20 protein-coding genes and 1 pseudogene are annotated in these 22586 nt (G+C 65.1%); 10 read left to right on the forward strand and 11 right to left on the reverse strand.

Going from position 1 to position 22586, the window contains the following annotated elements:
* Window positions 1-116: 116 nt before the first annotated feature.
* From D1Y84_RS02020 to D1Y84_RS02035, 4 genes are all read left to right on the forward strand, one after another.
* Window positions 117-2435 (forward strand): GH92 family glycosyl hydrolase, encoded by a 2319-nt coding sequence (locus D1Y84_RS02020; RefSeq protein WP_124847022.1) that lies wholly within the window; start codon window positions 117-119, stop codon window positions 2433-2435.
* Window positions 2432-3952 carry a glycoside hydrolase family 125 protein gene (locus D1Y84_RS02025; protein ID WP_124847023.1) on the forward strand — a complete coding sequence of 507 codons (1521 nt, stop codon included), beginning with the start codon at window positions 2432-2434 and terminating at the stop codon, window positions 3950-3952. Before D1Y84_RS02020 ends, D1Y84_RS02025 begins: the two co-directional genes overlap by 4 nt.
* Window positions 3949-5847 carry a beta-galactosidase family protein gene (locus D1Y84_RS02030; protein ID WP_124847024.1) on the forward strand — a complete coding sequence of 633 codons (1899 nt, stop codon included), beginning with the start codon at window positions 3949-3951 and terminating at the stop codon, window positions 5845-5847. Before D1Y84_RS02025 ends, D1Y84_RS02030 begins: the two co-directional genes overlap by 4 nt.
* A 95-nt stretch (window positions 5848-5942) precedes the next feature.
* Window positions 5943-6728, forward strand: a complete 786-nt coding sequence (locus D1Y84_RS02035) for a DeoR/GlpR family DNA-binding transcription regulator (protein ID WP_124847025.1) — start codon at window positions 5943-5945, stop codon at window positions 6726-6728.
* Window positions 6729-6907: 179 nt separating this feature from the next.
* On the opposite strand, the gene gnd is transcribed toward D1Y84_RS02035, so the two are convergent.
* The 3 genes and pseudogenes from gnd to D1Y84_RS18290 all read right to left on the reverse strand — a co-directional run bounded on the left by gnd (window position 6908) and on the right by D1Y84_RS18290 (window position 8714).
* A complete protein-coding gene (gene gnd / locus D1Y84_RS02040) occupies window positions 6908-7930 on the reverse strand; it encodes a phosphogluconate dehydrogenase (NAD(+)-dependent, decarboxylating) (RefSeq protein WP_124847026.1) in 1023 nt (340 codons plus the stop codon).
* Window positions 7931-8034: 104 nt separating this feature from the next.
* Window positions 8035-8583, reverse strand: a pseudogene (rpiA, locus tag D1Y84_RS02045) (ribose-5-phosphate isomerase RpiA); the annotation flags it as partial.
* On the reverse strand, window positions 8571-8714 hold the full coding sequence (locus D1Y84_RS18290) for a hypothetical protein (protein ID WP_233580995.1): 144 nt from the start codon (window positions 8712-8714) through the stop codon (window positions 8571-8573). The pseudogene rpiA and the gene D1Y84_RS18290, both read right to left, overlap by 13 nt.
* A 393-nt stretch (window positions 8715-9107) precedes the next feature.
* On the opposite strand from D1Y84_RS18290, the gene D1Y84_RS02050 reads away from it, so the two are divergent.
* From D1Y84_RS02050 to D1Y84_RS02065, 4 genes are all read left to right on the forward strand, one after another.
* Window positions 9108-9986 carry a hypothetical protein gene (locus tag D1Y84_RS02050; RefSeq protein ID WP_124847027.1) on the forward strand — a complete coding sequence of 293 codons (879 nt, stop codon included), beginning with the start codon at window positions 9108-9110 and terminating at the stop codon, window positions 9984-9986.
* 195 nt (window positions 9987-10181) lie between these two features.
* Window positions 10182-11180: an aldo/keto reductase gene (locus D1Y84_RS02055; protein ID WP_124847028.1), complete on the forward strand. Its 999-nt coding sequence runs from the start codon at window positions 10182-10184 to the stop codon at window positions 11178-11180.
* 262 nt (window positions 11181-11442) lie between these two features.
* A complete protein-coding gene (locus D1Y84_RS02060; RefSeq protein WP_124847029.1) occupies window positions 11443-12186 on the forward strand; it encodes a hypothetical protein in 744 nt (247 codons plus the stop codon).
* Between the two features lie 121 nt (window positions 12187-12307).
* On the forward strand, window positions 12308-13063 hold the full coding sequence (locus tag D1Y84_RS02065) for a TIGR00266 family protein (protein WP_124847030.1): 756 nt from the start codon (window positions 12308-12310) through the stop codon (window positions 13061-13063).
* 61 nt (window positions 13064-13124) lie between these two features.
* On the opposite strand, the gene D1Y84_RS02070 is transcribed toward D1Y84_RS02065, so the two are convergent.
* The 6 genes from D1Y84_RS02070 to D1Y84_RS02095 form a co-directional block, all read right to left on the reverse strand.
* A complete protein-coding gene (locus D1Y84_RS02070; RefSeq protein WP_124847031.1) occupies window positions 13125-13634 on the reverse strand; it encodes an SRPBCC domain-containing protein in 510 nt (169 codons plus the stop codon).
* Window positions 13612-13968 carry a helix-turn-helix transcriptional regulator gene (locus tag D1Y84_RS02075; RefSeq protein ID WP_124847032.1) on the reverse strand — a complete coding sequence of 119 codons (357 nt, stop codon included), beginning with the start codon at window positions 13966-13968 and terminating at the stop codon, window positions 13612-13614. Before D1Y84_RS02075 ends, D1Y84_RS02070 begins: the two co-directional genes overlap by 23 nt.
* 557 nt (window positions 13969-14525) lie before the next feature.
* On the reverse strand, window positions 14526-15728 hold the full coding sequence (locus D1Y84_RS02080) for a DUF2252 family protein (protein WP_124847033.1): 1203 nt from the start codon (window positions 15726-15728) through the stop codon (window positions 14526-14528).
* Between the two features lie 478 nt (window positions 15729-16206).
* Complete coding sequence (locus tag D1Y84_RS02085; protein ID WP_124847034.1) at window positions 16207-17403, reverse strand: DegT/DnrJ/EryC1/StrS aminotransferase family protein; 1197 nt, start codon at window positions 17401-17403, stop codon at window positions 16207-16209.
* Window positions 17404-17503: 100 nt separating this feature from the next.
* Window positions 17504-18292, reverse strand: coding sequence for a chlorite dismutase family protein (locus D1Y84_RS02090; RefSeq protein ID WP_124847035.1), 789 nt, complete (start codon window positions 18290-18292; stop codon window positions 17504-17506).
* A gap of 56 nt (window positions 18293-18348) precedes the next feature.
* The gene (locus tag D1Y84_RS02095) at window positions 18349-18564 is read right to left on the reverse strand and encodes a molybdopterin-binding protein (RefSeq protein ID WP_233580997.1); all 216 of its coding nucleotides are present in this window, start codon (window positions 18562-18564) and stop codon (window positions 18349-18351) included.
* Between the two features lie 149 nt (window positions 18565-18713).
* Here D1Y84_RS02095 and D1Y84_RS02100 point away from each other — a divergent pair, with 149 nt between their 5' ends.
* Together D1Y84_RS02100 and D1Y84_RS02105 are read left to right on the forward strand one after the other, a co-directional pair.
* A complete protein-coding gene (locus D1Y84_RS02100; RefSeq protein WP_124847036.1) occupies window positions 18714-20195 on the forward strand; it encodes a hypothetical protein in 1482 nt (493 codons plus the stop codon).
* A gap of 93 nt (window positions 20196-20288) precedes the next feature.
* Window positions 20289-20939: a DedA family protein gene (locus D1Y84_RS02105; protein ID WP_124847037.1), complete on the forward strand. Its 651-nt coding sequence runs from the start codon at window positions 20289-20291 to the stop codon at window positions 20937-20939.
* Between the two features lie 111 nt (window positions 20940-21050).
* Here the strand turns inward: D1Y84_RS02105 and D1Y84_RS02110 are convergent, their stop codons facing one another.
* Both D1Y84_RS02110 and D1Y84_RS02115 read right to left on the reverse strand, forming a co-directional pair.
* Window positions 21051-21686: a DNA-binding response regulator gene (locus tag D1Y84_RS02110; protein ID WP_124847038.1), complete on the reverse strand. Its 636-nt coding sequence runs from the start codon at window positions 21684-21686 to the stop codon at window positions 21051-21053.
* Window positions 21687-21726: 40 nt separating this feature from the next.
* Window positions 21727-22467 carry an ROK family protein gene (locus D1Y84_RS02115; protein ID WP_124847039.1) on the reverse strand — a complete coding sequence of 247 codons (741 nt, stop codon included), beginning with the start codon at window positions 22465-22467 and terminating at the stop codon, window positions 21727-21729.
* Window positions 22468-22586 lie beyond the last annotated feature (119 nt).

The raw sequence follows: 22586 nt of genomic DNA on the forward strand, positions 1-22586 counted from the left end.
GATCACGGCAGGTTTCTTAACCGGGGCCAACCGCTGCCCTCCCGTCTGCCGCGGCAGGCGGCCCTGCGCGAACCCTGCCGTGCGATCCACTCGCCTGAAAGGCCTGTCCAATACTGATGCTGACCCGACGTACCTTCCTGCAATCTGCCTCTGCTGCTACCTGCCTGCCGCTTCTGCAAACCCTCCCCGCGCTCGGTGCCTCCGCGCCCGCTGGCGATGCGGGTGAAGATCTCACCCAGTACGTGCATGCCCGCATCGGCACCGGCGGCCACGGCCACACGTACCCCGGTGCCTCGGTGCCGTTCGGCGCAGTGCAGCTTAGCCCGGATACCTTCACCAGGGGCTGGGACTGGTGTGCAGGCTACTACGACGCCGACGCGACCCTGATGGGCTTCAGCCACACCCACCTCAGCGGCACCGGCTGCGGCGATCTGCTCGATGTCCTGCTCGTTCCCAACACTGGCGAAGTGAAGTGGAACCCCGGCACCCGCGAAAACCCCTCCGAGGGCTACCGCGCCGCCTTCTCGCATGCCGACGAAGTCATGGAGCCCGGTTTCTACTCCGTGCCGCTCAAGGACCGCCACGTGCTCGCCGAGCTCACCGCGACCGACCGCGTGGGTCTGCACCGCTATACCTTCCAGCAGGCCGGCGACAGCCACTTCGTGCTCGACTTCCAGCACTCGTACGACGACCCCGAAAACCCTGTCACCGACGCGACCCTCACCATCGTCGGCAACGACACGGTCACCGGCGGACGCACCGTGCACTCCTGGGCAAACGGCCGCCGCATCTACTTCGCTGCCCAGTTCTCCAAGCCTTTTCACAAGGCCGAGCTCATGCAGGACGACACCGCGCTCGCAGCCGGCACCATGCAGAGCGCCGGCAAGAGCCTCAAGGCCGCTCTGCACTACAGCCCCTCTGCAGGCGAGCAGGTGCTGGTGCGCGTCGGTATCTCCGGCGTTTCCGTTGAGAATGCGCTGGCCAACCTCGAGGCCGAGATGCCCGGCTACGACTTCGACCACACCCGCGCCACCGCCAAGCAGCGCTGGCAGCAGGAGCTCAGCCGCGTCCGCATCGAGACCTCCAGCGAAGATCAGCGTGTCATCTTCTACACCTCGCTCTACCACATGATGCTTGCGCCGACCCGCTTCGACGATGCCAACGGCGACTACATGGGCATGGACAGCCAGCCGCACAAGCTCGAGGCCGGCGAGGCCAACTACAGCTCCTACTCGCTCTGGGACACCTTCCGCGCGCTGCATCCTGCCTTCACCCTCATGCAGCCCGAGCGCGTGCCCGGCATGGTCAACTGCCTCGTGCGCATGGCCGAGCAGAGCCCGCAGGGCATGCCCGTATGGCCTCTGCAGGGCAAGGAGACCGGCACCATGACCGGCTACCACTCCGCCAGCGTCATGGCCGAGGCCTGCGTCAAGAAGTTCCCCAACATCGATTGGCAGCGCGCCTACAAGGTCATGCGCAAGCGCAACATGGACGACAACTACCGCGGCCTCGGCTTCTATCGCGAGCTCGGTTACATTCCCGCCGACAAGGAAGAAGAGTCCGTCTCCAAGGTGCTCGAGTACGACTACAACGACTGGGCCTGCTCGCATGTCGCCGAGGCAGTGGGTGCGCACGACGACGCCGCCCTGCAGCGCAAGCGCTCGCAGAACTACCAGCACCTGTTCGATCCCAAGACCCAGTTCATCCGCGCCAAGCTTTCGAGCGGCGAGTGGACCGGTCCCTTCGACCCGATCGACATGGGCCACACCCCCAAGTACCGCGACTACACCGAGTCCAACGCCTGGCAGACCACCTTCGGCGTGCAGCACGACGTCAAGGGTTACATCGCCCTGTGGGGTGGCCGCGAACCCTTCGTGACCAAGCTCGACTCGCTGTTCACCGTGCCATCGACCCTGCCCGCTGACGCGCCACCCGACATTGCCGGCATGGTCGGCCAGTACGCGCACGGCAACGAGCCCTCCCACCACATCGCCTACCTGTACGTGTACGCCGGCCAGCCCTGGAAGACGCAGGCGCGCGTCGCCTCGCTGCTCAAGACCATGTACCGCAACAACCCCAACGGCCTCGAGGGCAACGAGGACTGCGGCCAGATGTCCGCCTGGTACGTGATGAGCGCGCTCGGCCTCTACGCGGTCGACCCCGCCAGCGGCAACTACGTGCTCACCTCGCCTTCCATCGACAAGGCAACGCTCAAGGTCTCCGGCGGCAAGGAGCTCGTGATCGAAACCAAACGCTCCTCACCCGACGCGGTCTACATCCAGAGCGTGCGCGTCAACGGCAAAAAGCAGGACAAGCTCTGGGTCTCGCACGCGGAGATCGCCCATGGCGGTCACATTGCTTTCGAGCTCGGCACCGAACCCAACAAGACCCTTGCCACCGCGGTCGAGACGGCGCCTCCGTCGCTGACCGTATGAGCAACAACGCCCCCACGCAACCCACCGAGAAGCTCGCGCCCGTCACCCGGCGCGAGCTTCTGCGCAGCAGCCTTGCCCTGGGCGCGGTCGCCTCGCTCGGCACGTACACCGCGGCCGCGCAGCCCGACGGCCCGGCCCTCAGGGAGCGCCCGGCTCTCAAGGATCGCCGCTTCACGAGCCCCGCCGTCGAATCTGCAATCATTGCGGTTGCAAAACAGATCGACGACCCAGAGCTCGCGCTGATCTTCTCCAACTGCCTGCCCAACACGCTCGACACCACTGTCACGCCCGGCACCTTTGAAGGCAAGCCAGACACCTTCGTCATCACCGGCGACATCGATGCCATGTGGCTGCGCGACTCCTCCGCGCAGGTCTATCCGTATCTGCAGTTCTGCCGCGCCGACCGCAAGCTCGCCACGCTGATCGAAGGCGTGATTCACCGCCAGGCGCGCTGCATCCTGCTCGATCCCTACGCCAACGCGTTCCTGCCGAGCCCTGCCAGCAAGCCGCTTTCTTGGTCCACCACCGACGACACGACCATGAAGCCCGGCGTCGGCGAGCGCAAGTGGGAAATCGACTCCCTCTGCTACACCATCCGTCTCGCCCACGGCTACTGGAAGGCCACCGGCAACACCGCGCCCTTTGACGCGCAGTGGTGCGAAGCCATGCGCACCGTCGTCCAGACCTTTCGCGTGCAGCAGCGCAAGGACGGCCCGGGTCCCTACCACTTCCAGCGCACCGCCAACAACCCCACCGACACCATGATGCTCTCGGGTTACGGCAGCCCCGGCAAGCCCAACGGCCTCATCCACTCCGGCTTCCGCCCGTCCGACGATGCGTGCCTGTTGCCCTTCTTTATCCCCGCCAACCTGTTCGCCGTGGCTTCGCTGCGGCAGCTTGCCGAGCTTGCCTCCGCCGCCTGCCACGACACCACGCTCGCCCAGTCCGCGCACGGCCTTGCCGACGAGGTCAGCGCTGCCATCGCGAAGAACGGCATTATTGACTCGCCCGAAAGCGGCCGCATCTGGGCCTACGAGGTCGATGGCTTCGGCGGCCGCAATCTCATGGACGACGCCAACGCGCCCGGTCTGCTCTCGCTTGCCTATCTCAACTGCGTGGACCCGTCCGACCGCGACCTGTACCAGCGCACCCGCGCCTTCGCGCTCTCGACCGCCAACCCCTACTTCTTCCAGGGCACCGCGGGCGAAGGCATCGGCGGTCCGCACATTGGCCTCGGCTACATCTGGCCCATGTCGATCATCCAGCGTGCGTTCTCGGCCACCAGCGACGCCGAGATCAGCGAAGCGCTGCGCACCCTGCGCAACTGCACCGCCGGCACCCACTTCATGCACGAGTCGTTCTGGAAAGATGACCCGGCCAAGTACACCCGTACCTGGTTCGCCTGGGCCAACACCCTCTTCGGCGAATTGATTGTTACACTTGCGAAATCCCGGCCGGCCCTGCTGCGCCAGTCATTTGCGCCGCCGCAGCGCGCACAAGGAGCTGCCTCCCGATGAATCGGCAACTGCCACTGCTCTCTTCCCTGCTGGCCCTCGCGCTCGCCGTCCCCGCGACACACGCGCAACAGTCACCGCACACCTTCGCCGTCTCCGGCGACCACTTCACTCTCGACGGCAAGCCGTTCCAGGTCATCTCCGGCGCCATCCACTATGAGCGCATCCCGCGCGCCTACTGGCGCGATCGCCTTAAAAAGGCGCGCGCCATGGGTCTCAACACCGTCGAAACCTACGCCTTCTGGAACGCGCACGAGTCCATCCCCGGCCACTTCGACTTCACCGGCCAGAACGACATCGCCGAGTTCATCCGCGAAGCTCAGCAGGAAGGCCTCTACGTGATCCTGCGTCCCGGCCCCTACGACTGCGCCGAGTGGGAGTGGGGTGGCTTCCCCGCGTGGCTGAACAGCGACCCGAAGATGGTCGTCCGCTCCTCCTATCCCAGCTTCCTGACCGCCGCCAACCGCTTCATCCGTGAGCTGGGCAAGCAGACAGCACCCCTGCAGATCGGCAACGGCGGCCCCATCATCGCCGTGCAGGTTGAAAACGAGTACGGCTCCTACGGCGACGACCACGCCTACATGGAGCAGATCCACAAGGCCGTGCTCGATGCCGGCTACACCAAGTCGCTGCTCTATACCGCCGACGGCGCCGACCGCCTCGCGCAGGGCTCACTTCCCGAGCTGCCCATCGGCGTCAACTTCGGCACCGGCGACGCGGAGCGGTCCTTCGGCCTCTACGACAAGTTCCGCCCCGGCAGCATCCACTTCAACAGCGAGTACTGGGACGGCTGGTTCGATCACTGGGGCGCGAAGCACGAAACACGCGACGCCGAAAAGCAGGTGGCCGAGCTGCGCTCCATGCTCTCCCACGGCGACTCCGTCAACCTCTACATGTTCGACGGCGGCACCAGCTTCGGCTGGATGAACGGCGCCAACTCCAATGGCGCCAACGCCGACGGCACCACCAGCAAGAACGCCAACTACGAGCCCGACGTCACGTCCTACGATTACGACGTGCCGGTCGCCGAAACCGGTGAGCTGCGCCCCAAGTACTTCGCCTTCCGCAAGGTCATTCAGGAAGTAACCCACGCGACTTTACCCGAGCCGCCCGCGCCATTGCCGCCACCTGTCGCCATCGGCCCGCTCGCACTCGAGCAGTCCGCCAGCCTGTGGCGCAATCTGCCACAGCCCGTGCACAGCAATGCACCGCGCACCATGGAAGACCTCGGCCAGTCCTACGGCTACATCCTCTACCGCACCACGCTCGGCGCCTCCGCGACCAGCAAGGCTGAAGGCGCCACCCTGCGCCTGCCCATCGTGCATGACTACGCCATGGTCTACCTCGACGGCGTCTTCCAGGGTGCGATCGATCGCCGCCTCAACCAGTCCACGTTGACCATCCACCCCAAAACAGCCGCCGCGAAGCTCGACATCCTGGTCGAGAACACCGGGCGCGTCAATTACGGCAAGGGGCTGCCCAACGAGCGCGCCGGCCTGCTCGCCACCCCGACCCTTGACGGCGCCACCCTCGAGAGCTGGGACAATCAGCCGCTGCCCATGCTCTCCCCCGAAACCCTCGCCTTCACCAAGGCGCCGTGCACCGGCCCCTGCTTCTACCGTGCCGACTTCACCGTCGACAAGCCCGCCGACACCTATCTCGACACCTCCACACTCGGCAAGGGCATGGTCTGGATCAACGGCATTCCGCTCGGCCGCTTCTGGATGGTCGGCCCCCAGCAGACGCTGTACCTGCCGGGAGCATGGCTTCACCCGGGCAGCAACAATCTCGTGATCTTCGACCTCGACGGCAAGCCGGGCCGCTCGGTGCAGGGCCTCACCACCCATCACATCGACGCGCCCGTGCAGCTTGACCCGCTTTCCTCCTCCGCGCACTAGCGCGCAGGAGGGCTGCATCGACGCTGGGTGAGAGCCTGTCGCACCGTGGCAGGCTGCCCTGATCAATCACGCGCGTACGGGAGTTTCGCCGCCACATGTCCGCAAAAACAGAGAACCGCGAAGAGCAGATCATGCGGCTGCTGCTGGGCAAAGGCTCAGCGACCATCGAAGAAATGCTGGCCTCCGTCAACACCTCCGCGCCTTCTATCCGGCGCGACCTCAACCGTCTCGAAAACCGCGGCCTTGTCCGCCGCACCCACGGCGGCGCCATGCTGGTCGAGCCGCTCCTCTACGAGCCTTTCCGCTACGACACCAGTTTCCAGGCACGCGAGCAGCGCGCCGCCGACGAAAAACGCCGCATTGCCCTCGCCGCCGCCGACCTCATCCAGCCGCACGAGACCGTTGGCATCACCGCCGGCACCACCACCACCCAGGTGGGTCGCGCCCTGCGCCACCGCAACAACATCAACGTCGTCACCAATGCCATCAACATCGGCATGGAGCTGTGCAACCAGTCCGGCATGCGCACCTCCATCACCGGCGGTGTGCTGCCCTACGCCTGGTCGTTCTCACTCACCGGCGCCGCCGCCATCCGCTTCATGGACGACGTCTACCTCGACAAGGTCTTTCTCAACGTCGTCGGCATCGACGCCGAACGCGGCTGCACCACGCTCGAACAGGAAGAAGCCCTGACCTTCCGCGCCATGGTGCGCCAGGCCCGCGAAGTCATCGTCGTCGCCGACTCCACCAAGATCGGCCGCGTCTCCACCTCGCTCATCTGCCCCGTCAAGGACGTGCACACCCTCGTCACCGACACCGGCGCCACCGACGAAGCACTCGCCCCCCTGATCGAACGCGGCATCCGCATCGTCCGCGCTTAGCAATCTCCACTGCATCTGTACCTGTACTTAGAGAACAAAAGTCCCGAAGGAACCCACTCCCGCGGGGGGGTCCTGCTTCTCAGCGCCTTGCCCGCACCAATGAAAAAAGCCCTCAGCCGACCCGGGCACATGCCCGGTATCGTCTGAAGGCTTTGTTTATTTTGCAGCGACCGCTTTGCTTACTTCTTGATCTCGAGATGCCCGCCAAACCCGAACCGCATCGCCGACAGGATCTTGTTCGCAAACTCGCCGTTGTTGCGTGACGAGAAACGCGAGAACAGCGCCGCGCTCAGCACATCCACCGGCACGCCCTCGTCGATCGCCGCGATCGTGGTCCAGCGGCCTTCGCCCGAGTCCGAAACCTCGCCACCGTAGTTCGCCAGGTCCGGCTGCTGCAGCAGCGCCGAAGCCGTCAGGTCCAGCAGCCACGACGAGATCACCGAACCGCGGCGCCAAACCTCGGCCACATTGTCCAGTTCGAAGTCGTACTGGTAGTGCTCCGGTGTGCGCAGCGGCGTCAGCTCCGCCGAGTGCTCCGCTTCCTTCTGCTTGCCGATGTTGGCATTCTTCAGGATGTTGAAGCCTTCTGCATACGCCGCCATGATGCCGTACTCGATGCCGTTGTGCACCATCTTCACGAAGTGGCCGCCACCCGACTGCCCGCAGTGCAGGTAGCCATTCTCTGCTGTCGAGTCCGACTTGCCGTCTTCGCGGCCCGGCGTACGCGGCACATCGCCACGGCCCGGGGCCAGCGTTGAGAAAATCGGATCCAGGTACTGCACTTCCTTGTCCGGTCCGCCAATCATCATGCAGTAGCCGCGCTCCAGGCCCCACACGCCGCCGCTGGTGCCCACGTCGATGTACTTGATGCCCTTGGGCTCCAGTTCCTTGGAGCGGCGAATGTCATCGATGTAGTACGAGTTGCCGCCATCGATCAGGATGTCGCCCGATTCGAGGTGCGGCACGATCTTTTCAATCATGCTGTCGACCGCGCCGGCAGGCACCATCAACCACACCACGCGCGGTGCCTGCAGCTTGCCCAGGAACTCCTCAAGCTTCGTCGAGCCCTTCGCGCCCGCTGCTTCCAGCTCGCTCACAGCCTTCTCGCTCAGATCCGAAACCACGACGTCGTGGCCACCCTTCATCAGGCGCTTCGCCATGTTCGCGCCCATGCGGCCCAGGCCAACCAAACCAATCTGCATGCTTTTCTCCTCGTATGTGCGTGCACCGCGCAGTTCCGCGCGGCATTCTCACTCAATTTCTAATGGTATTCGATGCGGCCGAAAGCTGCCCTGCTCTCTGGTCACTACCGCTCAATCACGCTGATCCCTGTCGAGTCGGCCACGATCACCCGCGTCGCGGTGTTCAGAAAGAGGCCGTGCTCCACAACCCCCACAATCGCCCGCAACTCGGCGGCCAGCCGCTCCGGCTCCGGGATCCGTCCAAAATGACAGTCAAAGATCCAGTTCCCTTCATCGGTCAGGTACGCCGCGCCATCCGCTGCGCGCCGCAACACCGGCGCCCCGCCCAGAGCAGCCAGCTTCGGCTCTACCAGCGGCCCGGCAAATGGAATCACCTCCACCGGCAGCGGAAACTGGCCCAGCATCGGCACCACCTTGCCCTCGCCGACCACCACAATAAACTCCCTAGCTGCCGTGGCCACGATCTTCTCGTGCAGCAGCGCACCGCCCCCGCCCTTGATCAGCACCAGGTCCGGACCCACCTCGTCCGCGCCATCGATCGCCACGTCGAGTTCCCCCACCTCGCTGAACGTCGCCAGCGGAATACCGCATTGCACCGCAAGCGCATGCGCCCCGCTCGACGTGGGCACGCCCACAATCTTCAGACCCGCCTTGACGCGTTCCCCAGCAACTCCAGCACATGCTTTGCGGTGCTGCCCGTACCCAGCCCCACACGCATGCCGTCCTGTACGTACGCCATGCTGCGTTCCGCCGCCTGGCGCTTCGACTCATCCACTGAGAGCATCTGCGCTCCCTTTCCACAACGATGTTTGTGTTCTCCGCTATCTTAGCCCCGACCACCACACCCACGACGCTCCGCAACGCGCAAAGCCACACCGCCCGAGCGGCAGGCCGATCGTTGCCGATCTGTGACCTTTGCAGTGTCGTTACAGGGGCGTGAAGCGCTCCCTAAGGAGCAAAGGACCCGCGGCTCACCCGCACCACCGCCAACGCTCCCAGCCACGAAAAAAACAACTGTCATCCTGAGCGCAGCGAAGGATCTGCGGTCCACCCGCCAGCATCAGCATCGCCCTCCGGCCGAGCGAAAAATCTGCCATCCGAGGACCTCGAAGGACCCACCCGCACCACCCGCACCCACCGCTCGCCGTTTTGCCGTTTGTTCGCCTAGAATACCCAGGTGCCACCCCAACACATTCCGCAGCCACACTGCACCGGCAACGCTCTCCGCGCCGACCTCAACGCGCGCGCTCACGCCTTCGCCCAGCAACACGCCCTCCTGCACGAGCTGTCCACCGGGAAACAACCCAGCGTGCTCTTCGGCGAAGACGACCACGGCCGCCACGGCAACTTCCACCCCGCCAGCTACCGCGCCATCTGCCGCAATCCCGCCTGGCGCGCCCGCCTGCTCAAGGCACACACCGCCGGCCGCCGCGCGCGCCCCCGCGCCGACTGGCACTGGCGTGAGCTTGACTGCGCCGCCAGCTCCGACGCCCTGCTCATGAACATCTTCTGCCACCCGCTCGTGTTCCGCTCCGGCCGTGTCGCCGCGCTGCTCGGCTGTGCCGCCACGTCCGCGCCCGTCTTCGGCCTGCAGCCGCGCCTTCTGCGCGAGCGCAACCTCGTCGACACCACCGAGATCGACATGGCGCTCACCGATGGAGACACTCACAGCCTCTTCGAAGCCAAGCTCACCGAATCCGACTTCCAGACCGCCCGCCCCGCCCTGCTCAACCGCTTCCCCGGCTGGCACACGGTGCTCGACCCCGAAGCCCTCGCCCGCACCCCCACCGGCGCCTTCCACGGCTACCAGTTGATCCGCGGTGTACTCGCTGCCCACGCCGGCAATCCGACTGCGGAAGCCAGCTTCACCGTCCTCTGCGACGCCCGCCGCCTCGACCTCATCGCCCAATGGCACACCGTCATCGGCGCCGTGCACAGCGCCGCCCTGCGTTGCCGCCTCCGTCTGCTCACCTGGCAGGAGCTCTGCCCCGCCCTGCCACCCACCCTGCAGCAGTTCCTCGCCCACAAGTACGGCATCCTTCCCGCCACCTCGTAGCATCCGCCTTGCCATCGCGCCGAGCCCGCACCCCGACCAAACGCGGGTGCCCCGCATCTCGCGTTCGATATGCGGGTACCACAACGACAGTTCCCCGCTCGGAAAACATCCATACCGCACTCACCCCGAAACCCGCCTCGCCCACACGCATCGAATCAAGCAGCCGCATTCAGCGGCAACAGGAGCGCTTTCCCCATGGACTACACCAGACTCGGCAAAACCGGCCTCCAGGTCTCCCGCATCTGCCTCGGCTGCATGTCCTACGGCGAGCCCGCCAAGGGCACGCTCACCCCCGGCAGCCACGCCTGGACGCTCAACGAAGCCGACTCCCAGCCATTCCTCAAGCAGGCGCTCGACCTCGGCATCAACTTCTTCGATACCGCCAACGTCTACTCGCGCGGCGCCAGTGAAGAGGTCCTCGGCAAGTTCCTCAAGGCAAATACCCGTCGCGAAAACACCGTCATCGCCACCAAGGTCCACGGCGTCATGCGCGATGAGCCCAATGGCGGCGGCCTGTCCCGCAAGGCTATCCTCCACGAGATCGACGCCAGCCTGCGCCGCCTGCAGACCGACTACGTGGATCTCTACCAGATTCACCGCTGGGACCCCGAAACCCCCATCGAAGAAACCCTCGAGGCTCTCCACGACGTGGTCAAAGCCGGCAAGGCGCTCTACATCGGCGCATCCTCCATGTACTCCTGGCAGTTTGCCCGGGCACTCTACCTCGCCGACCTCAACGGATGGACCCGCTTCGCCTCCATGCAGAACCACTACAACCTCATCTACCGAGAAGAAGAGCGCGAGATGATGGGCCTCTGCGAAGCCGAGGGCATCGGCGTCATCCCCTGGAGCCCACTGGCCCGCGGTCGCCTCGCCCGCCCCTCCAACTCCGAAAACACCAAGCGCCTCGAGACCGACCAGTTCGGCAAGACCATGTACGCCGGCACCGAGGAAGCCGATCGCAAGGTCATCGACGCCGTCACCGCGCTCGCCGAGCAGAAGGGTGTCTCCCAGGCCGCGCTCGCTCTCGCCTGGATGCTCACCAAGCCCTACGTCGACAGCCCCATCGTCGGCGCTACCAAGCCCCATCACCTCGATGACGCCGTGGCCTCCCTCGACATCAAACTCACCCCCGAAGAAGTCCAGCAGCTCGAGTCCGCCTACATCCCCCACCCGGTGCTCGGCTTCAAATAACAGCAAAACCGCCTGCATGGCCGGCGCCCACTTCTTCGGGAGTGCTCTCTCAGGGCGCCGCCGTGTTCCTGCAGCAACTCTCCCCACCCAACCAACACTTCCACCCCTGAGCACCGTAAAACCCTGCCCACCACACCACTCAAATACCTGTCCTCCTGAACGCAGCGAAGGATCCGCGGTCTCGCCCTCCTCCACCACCCCCGGGCCAAGCAAAGTCCCAAATCACCACCATCTGCGCTATGCTCGCTCGTGCGAGGTGGCCGTGCCCCGTTCCCTGCTGCTACTCAGCTTTGTCTACACAACCACCGTGCTCGCGCCGGCCCAGTCCACGCCGCACATGCCGCCCGACTACCGCGGCGTCCTCCAGCGGGCCAGCGGCATTTTTGTCACACCCGTACCCGGCGCACCCTTCACCGCCACCGTCGACCTCGTTTCCAGGCACGTCCTCCCCGACAGCCAACAGGACGTAAGCACTACCCTCGCGCACATCGCCCGCGACGGAAGCGGCCGCATCTACAACGAGCGCCGCGCCATGGTCGCCAGCCTGCCAAAGGATCAGGACCCGCCCCTGCTCTCGGCCCTCATCTACGACCCCACCAACCACCTGAGCACGTTTCTCAATCCCCAAACCCACCTGGCCCACCAGCAGACCCTGGTCCGCGAAGCCTGGAAGACCGACCCGCCCAATCTCGGCAGCCACGACGGCGGCGTCCTCACCTCCCAGGCCGACCTCGGCAACCAGTTCATCCGCGCCACCCAGCTCCAGGGCACCCGCAAGGTCTGGACCGTGCCTGCCACTGACAGCGGCACCGGCCAACCCGTCACCATCACCGACGAGTACTGGTACGCACCCGCGCTCTCCATCTACCTCATCCTCAAACACAACGACCCGCGCACCGGCGAGCAGATCGTTGCCGTCCAGCAGGTGGTCGCCGGCGAGCCCGACCCCGCCACCTTCCAGGTGCCCGCGCGCTTCCGCATCGTCGATGAAACCCCGGCGCCCTGACGGCCTCTCGTAGTACCGTGAACTGCGAAGCGCCTCGCGACGTACCTGCTTGCACGAGACACCCGGGCCGGCCACCGCTCGCGGACCCGGGGCATCGCAGGCGCACAGGGAGACTTGATCCATGCAGAACCGCATCCTCGGCACCACCATGCCCGTCCTCGAGTTCCTCCTCGATCCCAACGACACCGTCATCTCCGAGGCCGGCGAACTCTCCTGGATGTCAAGCTCCATCCAGCTCACCACCCACACCCAGTTCGCGGGCGGCGGCGGCTTCTTCGGCGCCATCAAGCGCGTCGCCGGCGGCGGCTCCCTCTTTATGACCGAGTACCGTGCCGTCGGCGCGCCCGGCGAGATCGCCTTCGCCGCCAAGATGCCCGGACACATCGTCCCCGTCGAGGTCGGCCCGGGGCAGGAGTTCTTCGTGCATCGCCACGGCTTTCTCTGCGCCACGCCCGCCGTCAACATCGGCGTTGGCTTCCAGCAGTCGCTCGGTGCCGGCATCTTCGGCGGCGACGGTTTCCTGCTCCAGAAGATCACCGGCCAGGGCATCGCCTGGCTCGAGCTCTCGGGCGAGCTCGTCATGCGCGACCTGCGCCCCGGCGAAACCCTGCGCGTCCACCCCGGCCACGTCGGCGCCTTCCAGGCCTCGGTCAGCTTCCAGATCACCCGCATCCAGGGCATCCGCAACATGATCTTCGGCGGCGACGGCATCTTCCTCGCCGCACTCACCGGCCCCGGCCGCATCTGGCTGCAGACCCTGCCGCTCCCGCAGCTCGCCCACAAGCTCCAGGAATACATGCCCGGCGCTGCCCGCGAAACCGCGCAAAGCGGCGTAGTCGGTGGCATCGTCGGCTCCATCCTCGAAGGCATGCGCTAACGCAAAACGGCGCAGGGGGAACCCTCTCCCGCTGCGCCGCTCACTGCATTCCAACCAGCCGTTACTTCGCTTGCGCCACCTCCGCAACCACGGCAGCCAGCTTCTCCAGGATCTCGTTCCAGCCTTCCGTCTGGCCGCTTTCCGCTGCGTCCTCCGCACTTTCGTTGCCGATAATGGTGAGCCGGCACTGGCCGTTGCCCAGGTCTTCAAACAGCGTCACGTCAGGAGCATCGTCGATCGTCTCGTGTTCCATGCCATACGCCGCAGGCTCTACCTTGTTTCCCTGCGCGTCCGCAAAGTACATCGTCGACACGATCTTCTCGAACGGCACAATCTCGTGGTACTCCCCGCCGTTCCAGAACTCCTTGCCGTCCGGCGATCGCATGCACAGAAGAAACTTGCCGCCCACGCGAAAATCCATCTTGCAGACCGGTGTCGTAAAGCCCTTCGGCCCCCACCACTGCATCGTGTACTGCGGGTCTGTCCACGCCTTCCAGACCACTTCGCGTGGAGCGTCGAACACTCGTGTGATCACCATCCGCTCTGTTTCACTTGCCGTCTTTTGTGCCATGTGCTTCCTCCGCTTTTTTGATTTGCTTCACCACCACGTCCAGCTTGTCCAAACTCTCTTCCCAGAACCGCCGATACCCGATTGCCCAGTCGCTCACCGTCTTGATCGCCTCCGGCCTGAGCGTGCACACACTCTCGCGCCCACGCTTGGTCTTGATCACGATGCGCGCCCGCACAAGGTACGCAATGTGCTTCGAAATCATCTGCTGCGAAAGCGCAAACGGTTCTGTCAGTCCCTGCACCGAGGCAGGCCCGCGGGCAAGCCGCTCCACCAGCGCCCGACGCGTCGGGTCCGAGAGAGCTGCAAACGTTGTACCCAGCTTATCCACAACCATATGGTAGTGGGTTTCGGAAGCGTGTCAACAGAAAACAACAAGTATTTTTCTGCGGATTTCGCCACGACCGACCGTGGAACAACCGCTACGATCCAACAGCAGCGTCCGGCTTCCAGTCGGTAGAACCCGGCTACCGGGTGAGCGCGAAGTTCAGCGGAGCGCGCGGCCGAGCAGCACAGTCACGCCGGACGGCGAGCCCTGCGGTGCTTACCGGAAACTCAGGGTCACAGCGCAGGCAAGCATCCATCGTCAGTGACGCCGCACCGGGGCACGTGTCATGGAACCATCGCGGGGAACACCTGGGCGAACAGATCATTTGCCCTTCCCCACTCGCCTTGACTCGCCGTTGCGAACCACATCAGCCCTCAGCGATCGTCACTGTCCGATGCGCTTCCCGAGCACGCTGCAAGCAAACAAGCCGGCCAGGGCGGCCGGCCTTCACAACCCCATTCTCGCCTTCATCAGCAAAGCGAGGTTCAAAGCAAGCATCGAGGCGGCACGATGCAGCAGCATCGCGCGCTACGGGCTCTGTACCCGCACGCTTGCTCTACCTCGTGCTAAGCCGCACTCTCACCCAGCGCGTACCGCCGGCAATGCTCCAGGTATGCCGCCTCGTGCAGCGCCGCCAGGTCCAGCACCCCGCTCCACAACCAGCGCGGCGCATCCAGCCCCTTGCCATGCCGCGTCTTCAGCTCCTTGGCCCACGCCAGCCGTTCCTCGCGTGGCACCTGCCGCCCGTGCGCACGACCCACCACGCCCGCCATCAGCGAGGCAATCGCCACCGCTTCCTTCTGCTGCAATCCCACTAACTCGAACTTCAGATCCTGCGGCCGCAGCTCACGCACAAACACCGTGCGCTGCCCGATCATTCCCGACAGCATCCGCTCTCCCAGGAACGGCGACAACGCACACGCCCCCGTCACCACGCGATCCGCGTTGTTCGCCGGCATCTTCACGCCCTTGGCATGCGGAGCAGCCGCGGCATTCGCTTCCTTGATATCCAGCAGCCGATACTCCGGCCGCTTCTTTGTGCCGATCCCGAGCAATACCGCGTAGCGCAACTGCCCCAGCGAGCTGCACCCCTTCATCCAGTACGCCGCGTCCAGCAGCCGCACCTCGCGCGCGTCCTTGCCATCGATCCGCTGCACCAGGTTCTTGATGTCGTCACTGGCAAACAGCTTCTCCAGCTCCGCCCGCTCGGCAGCATTCAGCGACCAGAACTTTTTGCCAAGTGGAATCGTGGGCTTTACATTTTCAATCCGCTCTTCCGCCAGGTGCTTCCAGCGCCGCGTCTTCGCCTCCACCATCACCCGGCGAATCGGCTCCACCTCGTTGATGTCCACGCGGTTCGTCCCGCCCGACAGCGCCGTTACGTACCCGCTGATCATCTCCTCCAGCATCAGCGCCGTCGTCACCCCCGGCAGGTCCGACGAGCGCGCCGCCATCGCCAGCGACAATCCCAGCCGCACAAGGTCATGCGCCGGGTTGCCGATCACCGTCTGGTCCAGGTCACGAATCTGGATGTCGATGTTTCCATCCACATCTGCCACCGGCCCAAGATTGCCCGTGTGGCAATCCCCGCAGATCCACACATCCGGCCCCGCCGGTAAGGCAGCCTGCACAGCCTTGCTCTGCAGCCACTGGTAAAACTGCACCGTGTTGCCGCGCACATACGCGTGCGCCGACTCCGCCATCTTTTCGTGTTGCCGACGTTGCAGCACACTCTTACGTTCCGAAGCATTGGGACGAGACTTGGACACTGAAAACCTTTCAACACAGAAAAAAACGCAGTTACCATCGCACCCACGAACCAGCCAGCCGCCGGCTCGACATGCCGCCGCAGCGCACACGAACAAGGCCCGCTCCACAATGAAGCGGGCCTTGATCGACTTCAGACTGGAAGGAAAACCCGGTCAGCCACCCATCACCGCATCCGGGCTCTTGCTCCCGGCAGCGCAGGTGCAACCGCATGTGAACGTCTGATGAACTTCCTACTGAGTGCCTAGGATGGATGGATCAGTACAGAAGTTGTCCACCCACCAATACCGTCATCCGCAGCAGCCACGCTCCGGCGCAGCAGCAACACCAGGTTGCCTCACATCTCACTTTTGAGCTGTAGATAGCGCAAAACCACGCACATCAGCAACACTCGACGCAGCAAGCCCGGCGTCCGCAAATGACCGCGATGCAAGCCCCTGCCGAAGCCTCCACCCGCGTCCCACCGGCCACAAGGCGCAGCTAAGCCTTGCCCGTCTCCACCAGCACAGGCACCCCAGGCGCTTCCGCCGCGGCTTTCACCACCGCCTCCTCCAGCGCCCGCGTCACCCGCTGCATCGACCGCCGCCCAAGATACGGATGCAGCGGCAGACTCAGCACATGCGCCGCCGCATGCTCCGCGTTGGGCAGCGTGCCAGCCGCCCGCTCACCCGCCTCGCTGCGCACAAACACCGGCTGCTGGTGCATCGGCACCGGGTAGTGCACCGCCGTCGGCACCCCTGCCTCGCTCATCGCCGCAATCACTGCGTCACGATGCTCCACTTCCACCGTGTACTGCGCATAGGGGCTCGTGCGCCCCGCACGGAGCTCCGGAATCCTCAACAGCTTGCCCGTTTTCTGCAGGGCCAGCAGCGTGCCGTTGTACGCGTTCGCCACCTCGCCCCGCGCAATCAGCTCGCGATCAAACACGTCCAGCTTCGCCAGCAGGATCGCCGCCTGCAGCGTGTCCAAGCGCCCGTTGATCCCGATCTCCGAGTGGCGATACCGCGCCTCCTGCCCATGGTTGCGCAGCTGGTGCATCTTCACCGCCAGCGCGTCGTCATCGGTAAAGCACGCGCCGCCATCCCCATAGCCGCCCAGCGGCTTCGACGGAAAAAAGCTCGTGCACCCGATCGTCGACAGCGCACACGAGTGCCTGCCCTTGTACATCGCGCCAAAGCTCTGCGCCGCGTCCTCGATCACCGGCAGTTTGTGCCGCGCCGCGATCTCGTTGATTGCATCCATCTCCGCCGGCTGTCCGTACAGCGCCACCGGCATGATCGCCCGCGTGCGCGCGGTAATCGCCGCCTCAATCAGCTTCGGGTCGATGTTGTACGTGTCGGGTTCAATATCCACCATCACCGGCACCGCGCCCAGCAGCGCGATCATTTCGCCCGTCGCGAAAAACGTAAACGGAGAAGTGATCACCTCGTCGCCCGGCCCCACCCCAAGCGCCATCAGCGCCATCAGCAACGCGTCTGTGCCGCTCGAGCACGAGATACAGTGCTTCACCCCGACTCGTGCCGCGAGCCGCTCTTCCAGCTGCTTCACTTCGGGGCCAAGAATGTACTGGCCGTGGTCAAGCACCGCGTGGATGCGCGTATCAATCGAGTGCTTCAGCTCGCGGTACTGCGCCTGCAGATCGATAAACGGGAGAGGGGCTGGCTTCTGTTCGCTCACGCCCTATTTTCTCACTTCATGCGCCGCACTCGCCGCGCCCCGCCGCCCAACAGAAAAGGCCCGGCTCTTCGCCGGACCTCTCCATGCGTTCACCAGCCAACTAACCAAGGCGGTCCAGCATGTCCTCGGGCGTCATGCGGATGCACGTAAAAATCGGCGTGTCCCGCAGCGTGTACGGGCTGATCTCGGTCTCGCGCAACTGCTGCACCAGGTCCAGAAAATCCTCCGGGTAGTTCGTCTCGAATGCCACCACGAACTCCTGGTCATCGATGCCGAACGAGTACGTGGTGTTCAGCTTCACCCGCGGATACGCCTGCCCGATACGGATATGCTCGTTCATCAACCGCTGCCGCTCTTCAATCGGCAGGAGGTACCACGAGCGCGTCTTCCAGAACGGGTAGATAAAGATGTACCGCTGGCCGCCCGGCCGCAGCTTGGTGCGCGTTTCCGCCTGCGCATCATCTTCGCCATCGATGATGTACTGCGAACGCTTGGTCATCGAGAGATAGCTGTACGGCGTCTCAAGATACCCGCCCAGCGGCGTCGCCAGCAGCTCTGCGCGCATCGCGTTCAGGTCGTCCACCGAGTAGCAGATCGACCACAACACCATGTCGCAATCGCCGCGCAGCCCCACCGTCGAGTACGACAGCGTCAGCAGCCGGTTCGGCTGGTTCCACTTGTGAAACACCTCGGCAAACAGCCGCTTGTGCTCCGCCCGCTCCGCCGCCGGCAAGCGCCGCCACTCTGGCAGAATCTTGTAAAAGGTAAAGCCGATCACCTGCCGCTTCACCGCCGGCTGGCCGCGCTTCGCAAACTGCTCCCCCGCGTCTTCCTTCGGGCCAGTGCCGGCTCCCTGCTGCACCTCGGGCGTTGCGACTGCGTCTGCCATGGCGTATCTCCTCTTGCTGTCCAGTTTATCGCAGCGCTCCCGCACGCACCGCCGTGCTACTCCGTCATCAACAACACCTCGGTTGACTTGATGATCGCCACGATGCTGTCGCCCACCTTGATCCCCATCTCCTCCACGCTCTGCCGCGTCACCACGCTCTCGATCAGGTTCTCGCCCACCTGCACGCTCACCTTGGCCGTCACGGTGCCCAGCACAATCGCTTCCACAGTGCCGCGCAGCTGGTTTCTTGCTGAGATCTTGATGCTGTTCATTCCACACGCTCCTGCTTCGTCAGATGCGTCGTCCCCTCTACGCACGCCCGTTTGCCGTTCAATTACGGACGTACCATTGCTCCTCCGCGGCCGTGGCACTACATTGGGGCAACTCTCACACCAGTCCCAGCAGAAAGGAAGCCGCCGGCATGCGCTTCCATGTAGCGACGCTCCGCCCCGCGGGCTATCAGCACAGCGATGGTTTCTGCGAGATCGCCGAAACCCTCGAGCACGCCCTGCGCGCCCTCGGGCACTTTGCCGCGCGTGGCGAAAACTCCATCGACGCCACCGCCGCCAACATCCTCCTGGGCGCGCACATGCTCCCCGAGGAAGACCTCGCCCAGCTCCCTGCCTCGACCATCATCTACAACCTCGAGCAGCTTGCCGTCGCCCCTTTGCCGCCCTGGTACATGGCGCTCGCCACCCGCTTCCCCATCTGGGACTACAGCCCCCTCAACCTCGCTCTCTGGAACCGGCACCCGTGCGCCACCCCGCCCGTGCTCGTTCCCGTCGGCTTCACCCCGCAGCTCCAACGCATCCCCACAGCCGTCGAGCAGGACATCGACGTGCTCTTTTACGGCTCCCTCTCGCCGCGCCGCGAGGCCCTCTTCGCCGCCCTCAGCGCTGCGGGCGTCCGCCTGCACGTCGCCTTCGGCGTCTACGGCGCGGAGCGCGACGCGCTGATCGCCCGCGCCCGCCTCGTCCTCTGCGTGCACGCCCACGAGGCTCCCATCTTTGAAACCGTGCGCGTCTCCTACCTGCTCACCAACCACAAGGCCGTGGTAGCCGAGCACTCCGACGACGCCGGCCTGCTTGCCGAGGCCGTGGCCATGCTCCCCTACGACGAAATCGTCCAGGGCTGCCTCGCCCTGCTCGCCGACCACACCCGCCGCGCCGATCTCGCCCAACGCGGCGCAGCCCTCTTCGCCACCATGCCCGAAACGCAGTTCCTCACCACCGCCCTCGCCACCACAACGCACACCCAGGCCCCGCCAGAAACCCCGTCCTTCCCCCGCTCCATGAACCTGGGCTCCGGCAAGGACTGGCGTGCCGAATGCCTCAACATCGACATCAACGACCACTGGCAACCCGACGCCGTGTTCAACCTCGCCGACCCGTTCCCCGGCGCCCACACGCTCCACACCGACCGCTTCGGCCCCGTCGTGCTCGAACCCGGCTGCCTCGACGAGATCCTCGCCAATGACGTGCTCGAGCACATCCCGGATCTCATGCAGGCCATGACCAACGCGCTGCTGCTGCTGCGTCCCGGCGGCCTTTTTCGCATCCACGTGCCCTACGACCTCGCCTGGGGCGCCTGGCAGGACCCCACCCACGTCCGCGCCTTCAACGAGCGCTCCTGGCTCTACTACACCGAGTGGTTCTGGTACATGGGCTGGACGGACGCCCGCTTCACCATCGACTCGCTCGACTTCTGCCTTTCCCCGCTCGGCGAATCCCTGCGCGACTCCGGCGCCGGCGACGAGCTCGTCCGCACTCCGCGCGCCGTCGACAGCATGCGCGTCGTACTGCGCAAGCAACTGCTCAACGCCGAAGAAAAACAGCGTGGCGCAGCCTTCCGCCAGCAGCCCGAACGCCGCACTCACTCCGCACCCGCGCTCGCACCCGCCTGACCGGCCCATCTTCGGGCCATCCGGTACGGAAGGTTCCGCCCCGTCGGGCGCAACACCAAAGGCGGTAGCAGCCCGCGATATACTCCCCGGGACATGTCAGAGAAGATCCTCGCCTTTCTTGCCCACTACATCGAAGCCTTCATCGCCGCCACGCACTACCTCGGCGTCGCGATCCTCATGGCCATCGAGTCCATGTGCATTCCGCTTCCGTCCGAAATCATCATGCCGTTCGCCGGGTACGAAGTGCACCAGGGCGTGCTCACGCTGCTCGGCGTCGCCACCGCCGGCGCCCTCGGGTGCAACCTCGGCTCGGTCGTCGCCTACTGGATCGGCGCCGTGGGCGGCCGCCCGCTCATCGAGCGCTACGGCAAATACATCCTGCTCAGTCACCACGACCTCGACCGCACCACCCACTACTTTGAAAAGTACGGCTCCATCACCGTGCTCATCGGCCGCCTGCTCCCCGTGGTGCGCACCTTCATCGCTCTGCCCGCCGGCATCGCCCGCATGCCGCAGCTCCGCTTCCACGTCTACACCTTCCTGGGTTCGTGGCCGTGGTGCTTTGTGCTCGCCTACGTCGGCATGAAGCTCGGCGAACACTGGGATACTGACCCGCGCTTCAAGGAGATCTTTCACCGCTTCCATGTCGCCGTTGAGCTGATCATCCTCCTCGGCATCGTGTGGTTCCTGTGGAGCCACCTGCGTCGCGGCCGCGCCACCGCCACTGTCGCCAGGCCCCTCTAAGCCCTGCACAGCTCAAGACAAAAAACGGCGGCCCGCAAAGGCCGCCGTTCTCGTAATCCTCCAACCCCACAAACAGGCCGCCATCCGCGCGAACGAACCAGCGCAGTGCTTCTACAACCAGCCCTTTGTGCGCGCAATCCGCGCAGCCTCGATCCGGTTCGCTGCACCCAGCTTGCTCGACGCCCCCGAAAGATAATTCCGCACCGTGCCTTCCGACAGGTGAAACTCCGCGACAATCTCCGCGCTCGAGCGCCCTTCCCCGGCCAGCCGCAAAATCTGCCGCTCGCGTTCCGACAACGGGTCCGCTTCGCTCCACGCTTCCGCCGCCAGCTCCGGGTCAAACACGCGCCTGCCCGCATGCACCTGCCGCACCGCACTGGCCAGCTCTGCCGAGGGTCTGTCCTTCAACAGGTATCCCCGCGCGCCCGCGTCGAGCGCCCTGCGCAGGTAGCCCGGCCGTGCAAAGGTTGTGAGGATGATCGTGCGCACGGCAGGGTGGTGGTCCCGCAGCTCCGCCGCCAGCGAGAGTCCGCTCATCCGCGGCATCTCCACGTCTGTCACCACGATGTCCGGCTTCGCGCTGGCTATGGCGGCCAGCGCTTCCACCCCGTCAGCCACCTGGGCACATACAGCGATATCCGGCTCCAGCTCCAGCAGCGCGGCCAGCGCACCCAGCAGCATTGCCTGGTCCTCGGCGACCATCACGCGGATCGGTTGCGGCTGCGCCCCGGCACTCGCCGCAGCCATCCCTGATCCCGCCGCTGGCTTCATCGCTCCCACGTGTTGCCTAGTCCTGGTCGCCCCACAGCTTGATGCCGCCCAGCAACCCATCCTGGTTCGACACCAGGCTCACATTCTTGGGCAGCTCAAAGCTCACCAGCTTGGCATTGCCGCCGCCAATGTACAGGTGGTCCCAGTTAAACGTGTGCTGCGTCTGCTCGATCGCCTTGAGCAGGAGCTTGTTCCACTTCTTGTGGCCAATCTCCTTCATGCCCTTGCGGCCCAGGTAGTCCTCGTACGTGTTGCCCTTGCGAAACGGGTGGTGCCCCAGCTCGAGCCCAGGCGCCAGCCGCCCGCGCGTAAACAATGCCGAACCCATGCCCGTGCCCAGCGTCAGCACCAGCTCCACACCCGTGCCCTGGATCGCACCATAGCCCTGCACCGCCGCGTCGTTGGCCACGCGCACCGGCTTCTGCCAGCGCTTTTCCAGCTCGCCCTGCATGTTGAACCCGATCCACTCCGGGTGCAGGTTCGCCGCTGTCAGCGTGTATCCCTGCTTGATCACACCCGGGAAGCCGACCGACACCCGGTCAAACTCCGGCATCTGCTTGCGCAGCGTCTCCAGCACCTCGGTGACGCGCTCCGGCGTCGGCTTCACCGGCGTCTCTGAACGCACGCGCTCCGTCATCGGCTTCGCGTCGTTGTCGAGCGTCATCATCTTCAATCCCGTGCCGCCAATATCAATGGCCAGGGTGATCGGGTGCGTGGGGGCTGCCTGCGAGGTGTTGCCGGGGTGTGCTTCTGCCATGAAATCCATACGTGCACAGTGTAGATGCTGTGCGGAGTTTGCGCGAAGGCGCCGCCATACGGTTGGCGCACAAGAGTTCGCAACAAGCGCCTGCCCGGCCGCGCTCAACCGCTCCCCGT

The organism is Acidipila sp. EB88, assembly GCF_003858395.1.
GTDB lineage: Bacteria > Acidobacteriota > Terriglobia > Terriglobales > Acidobacteriaceae > EB88.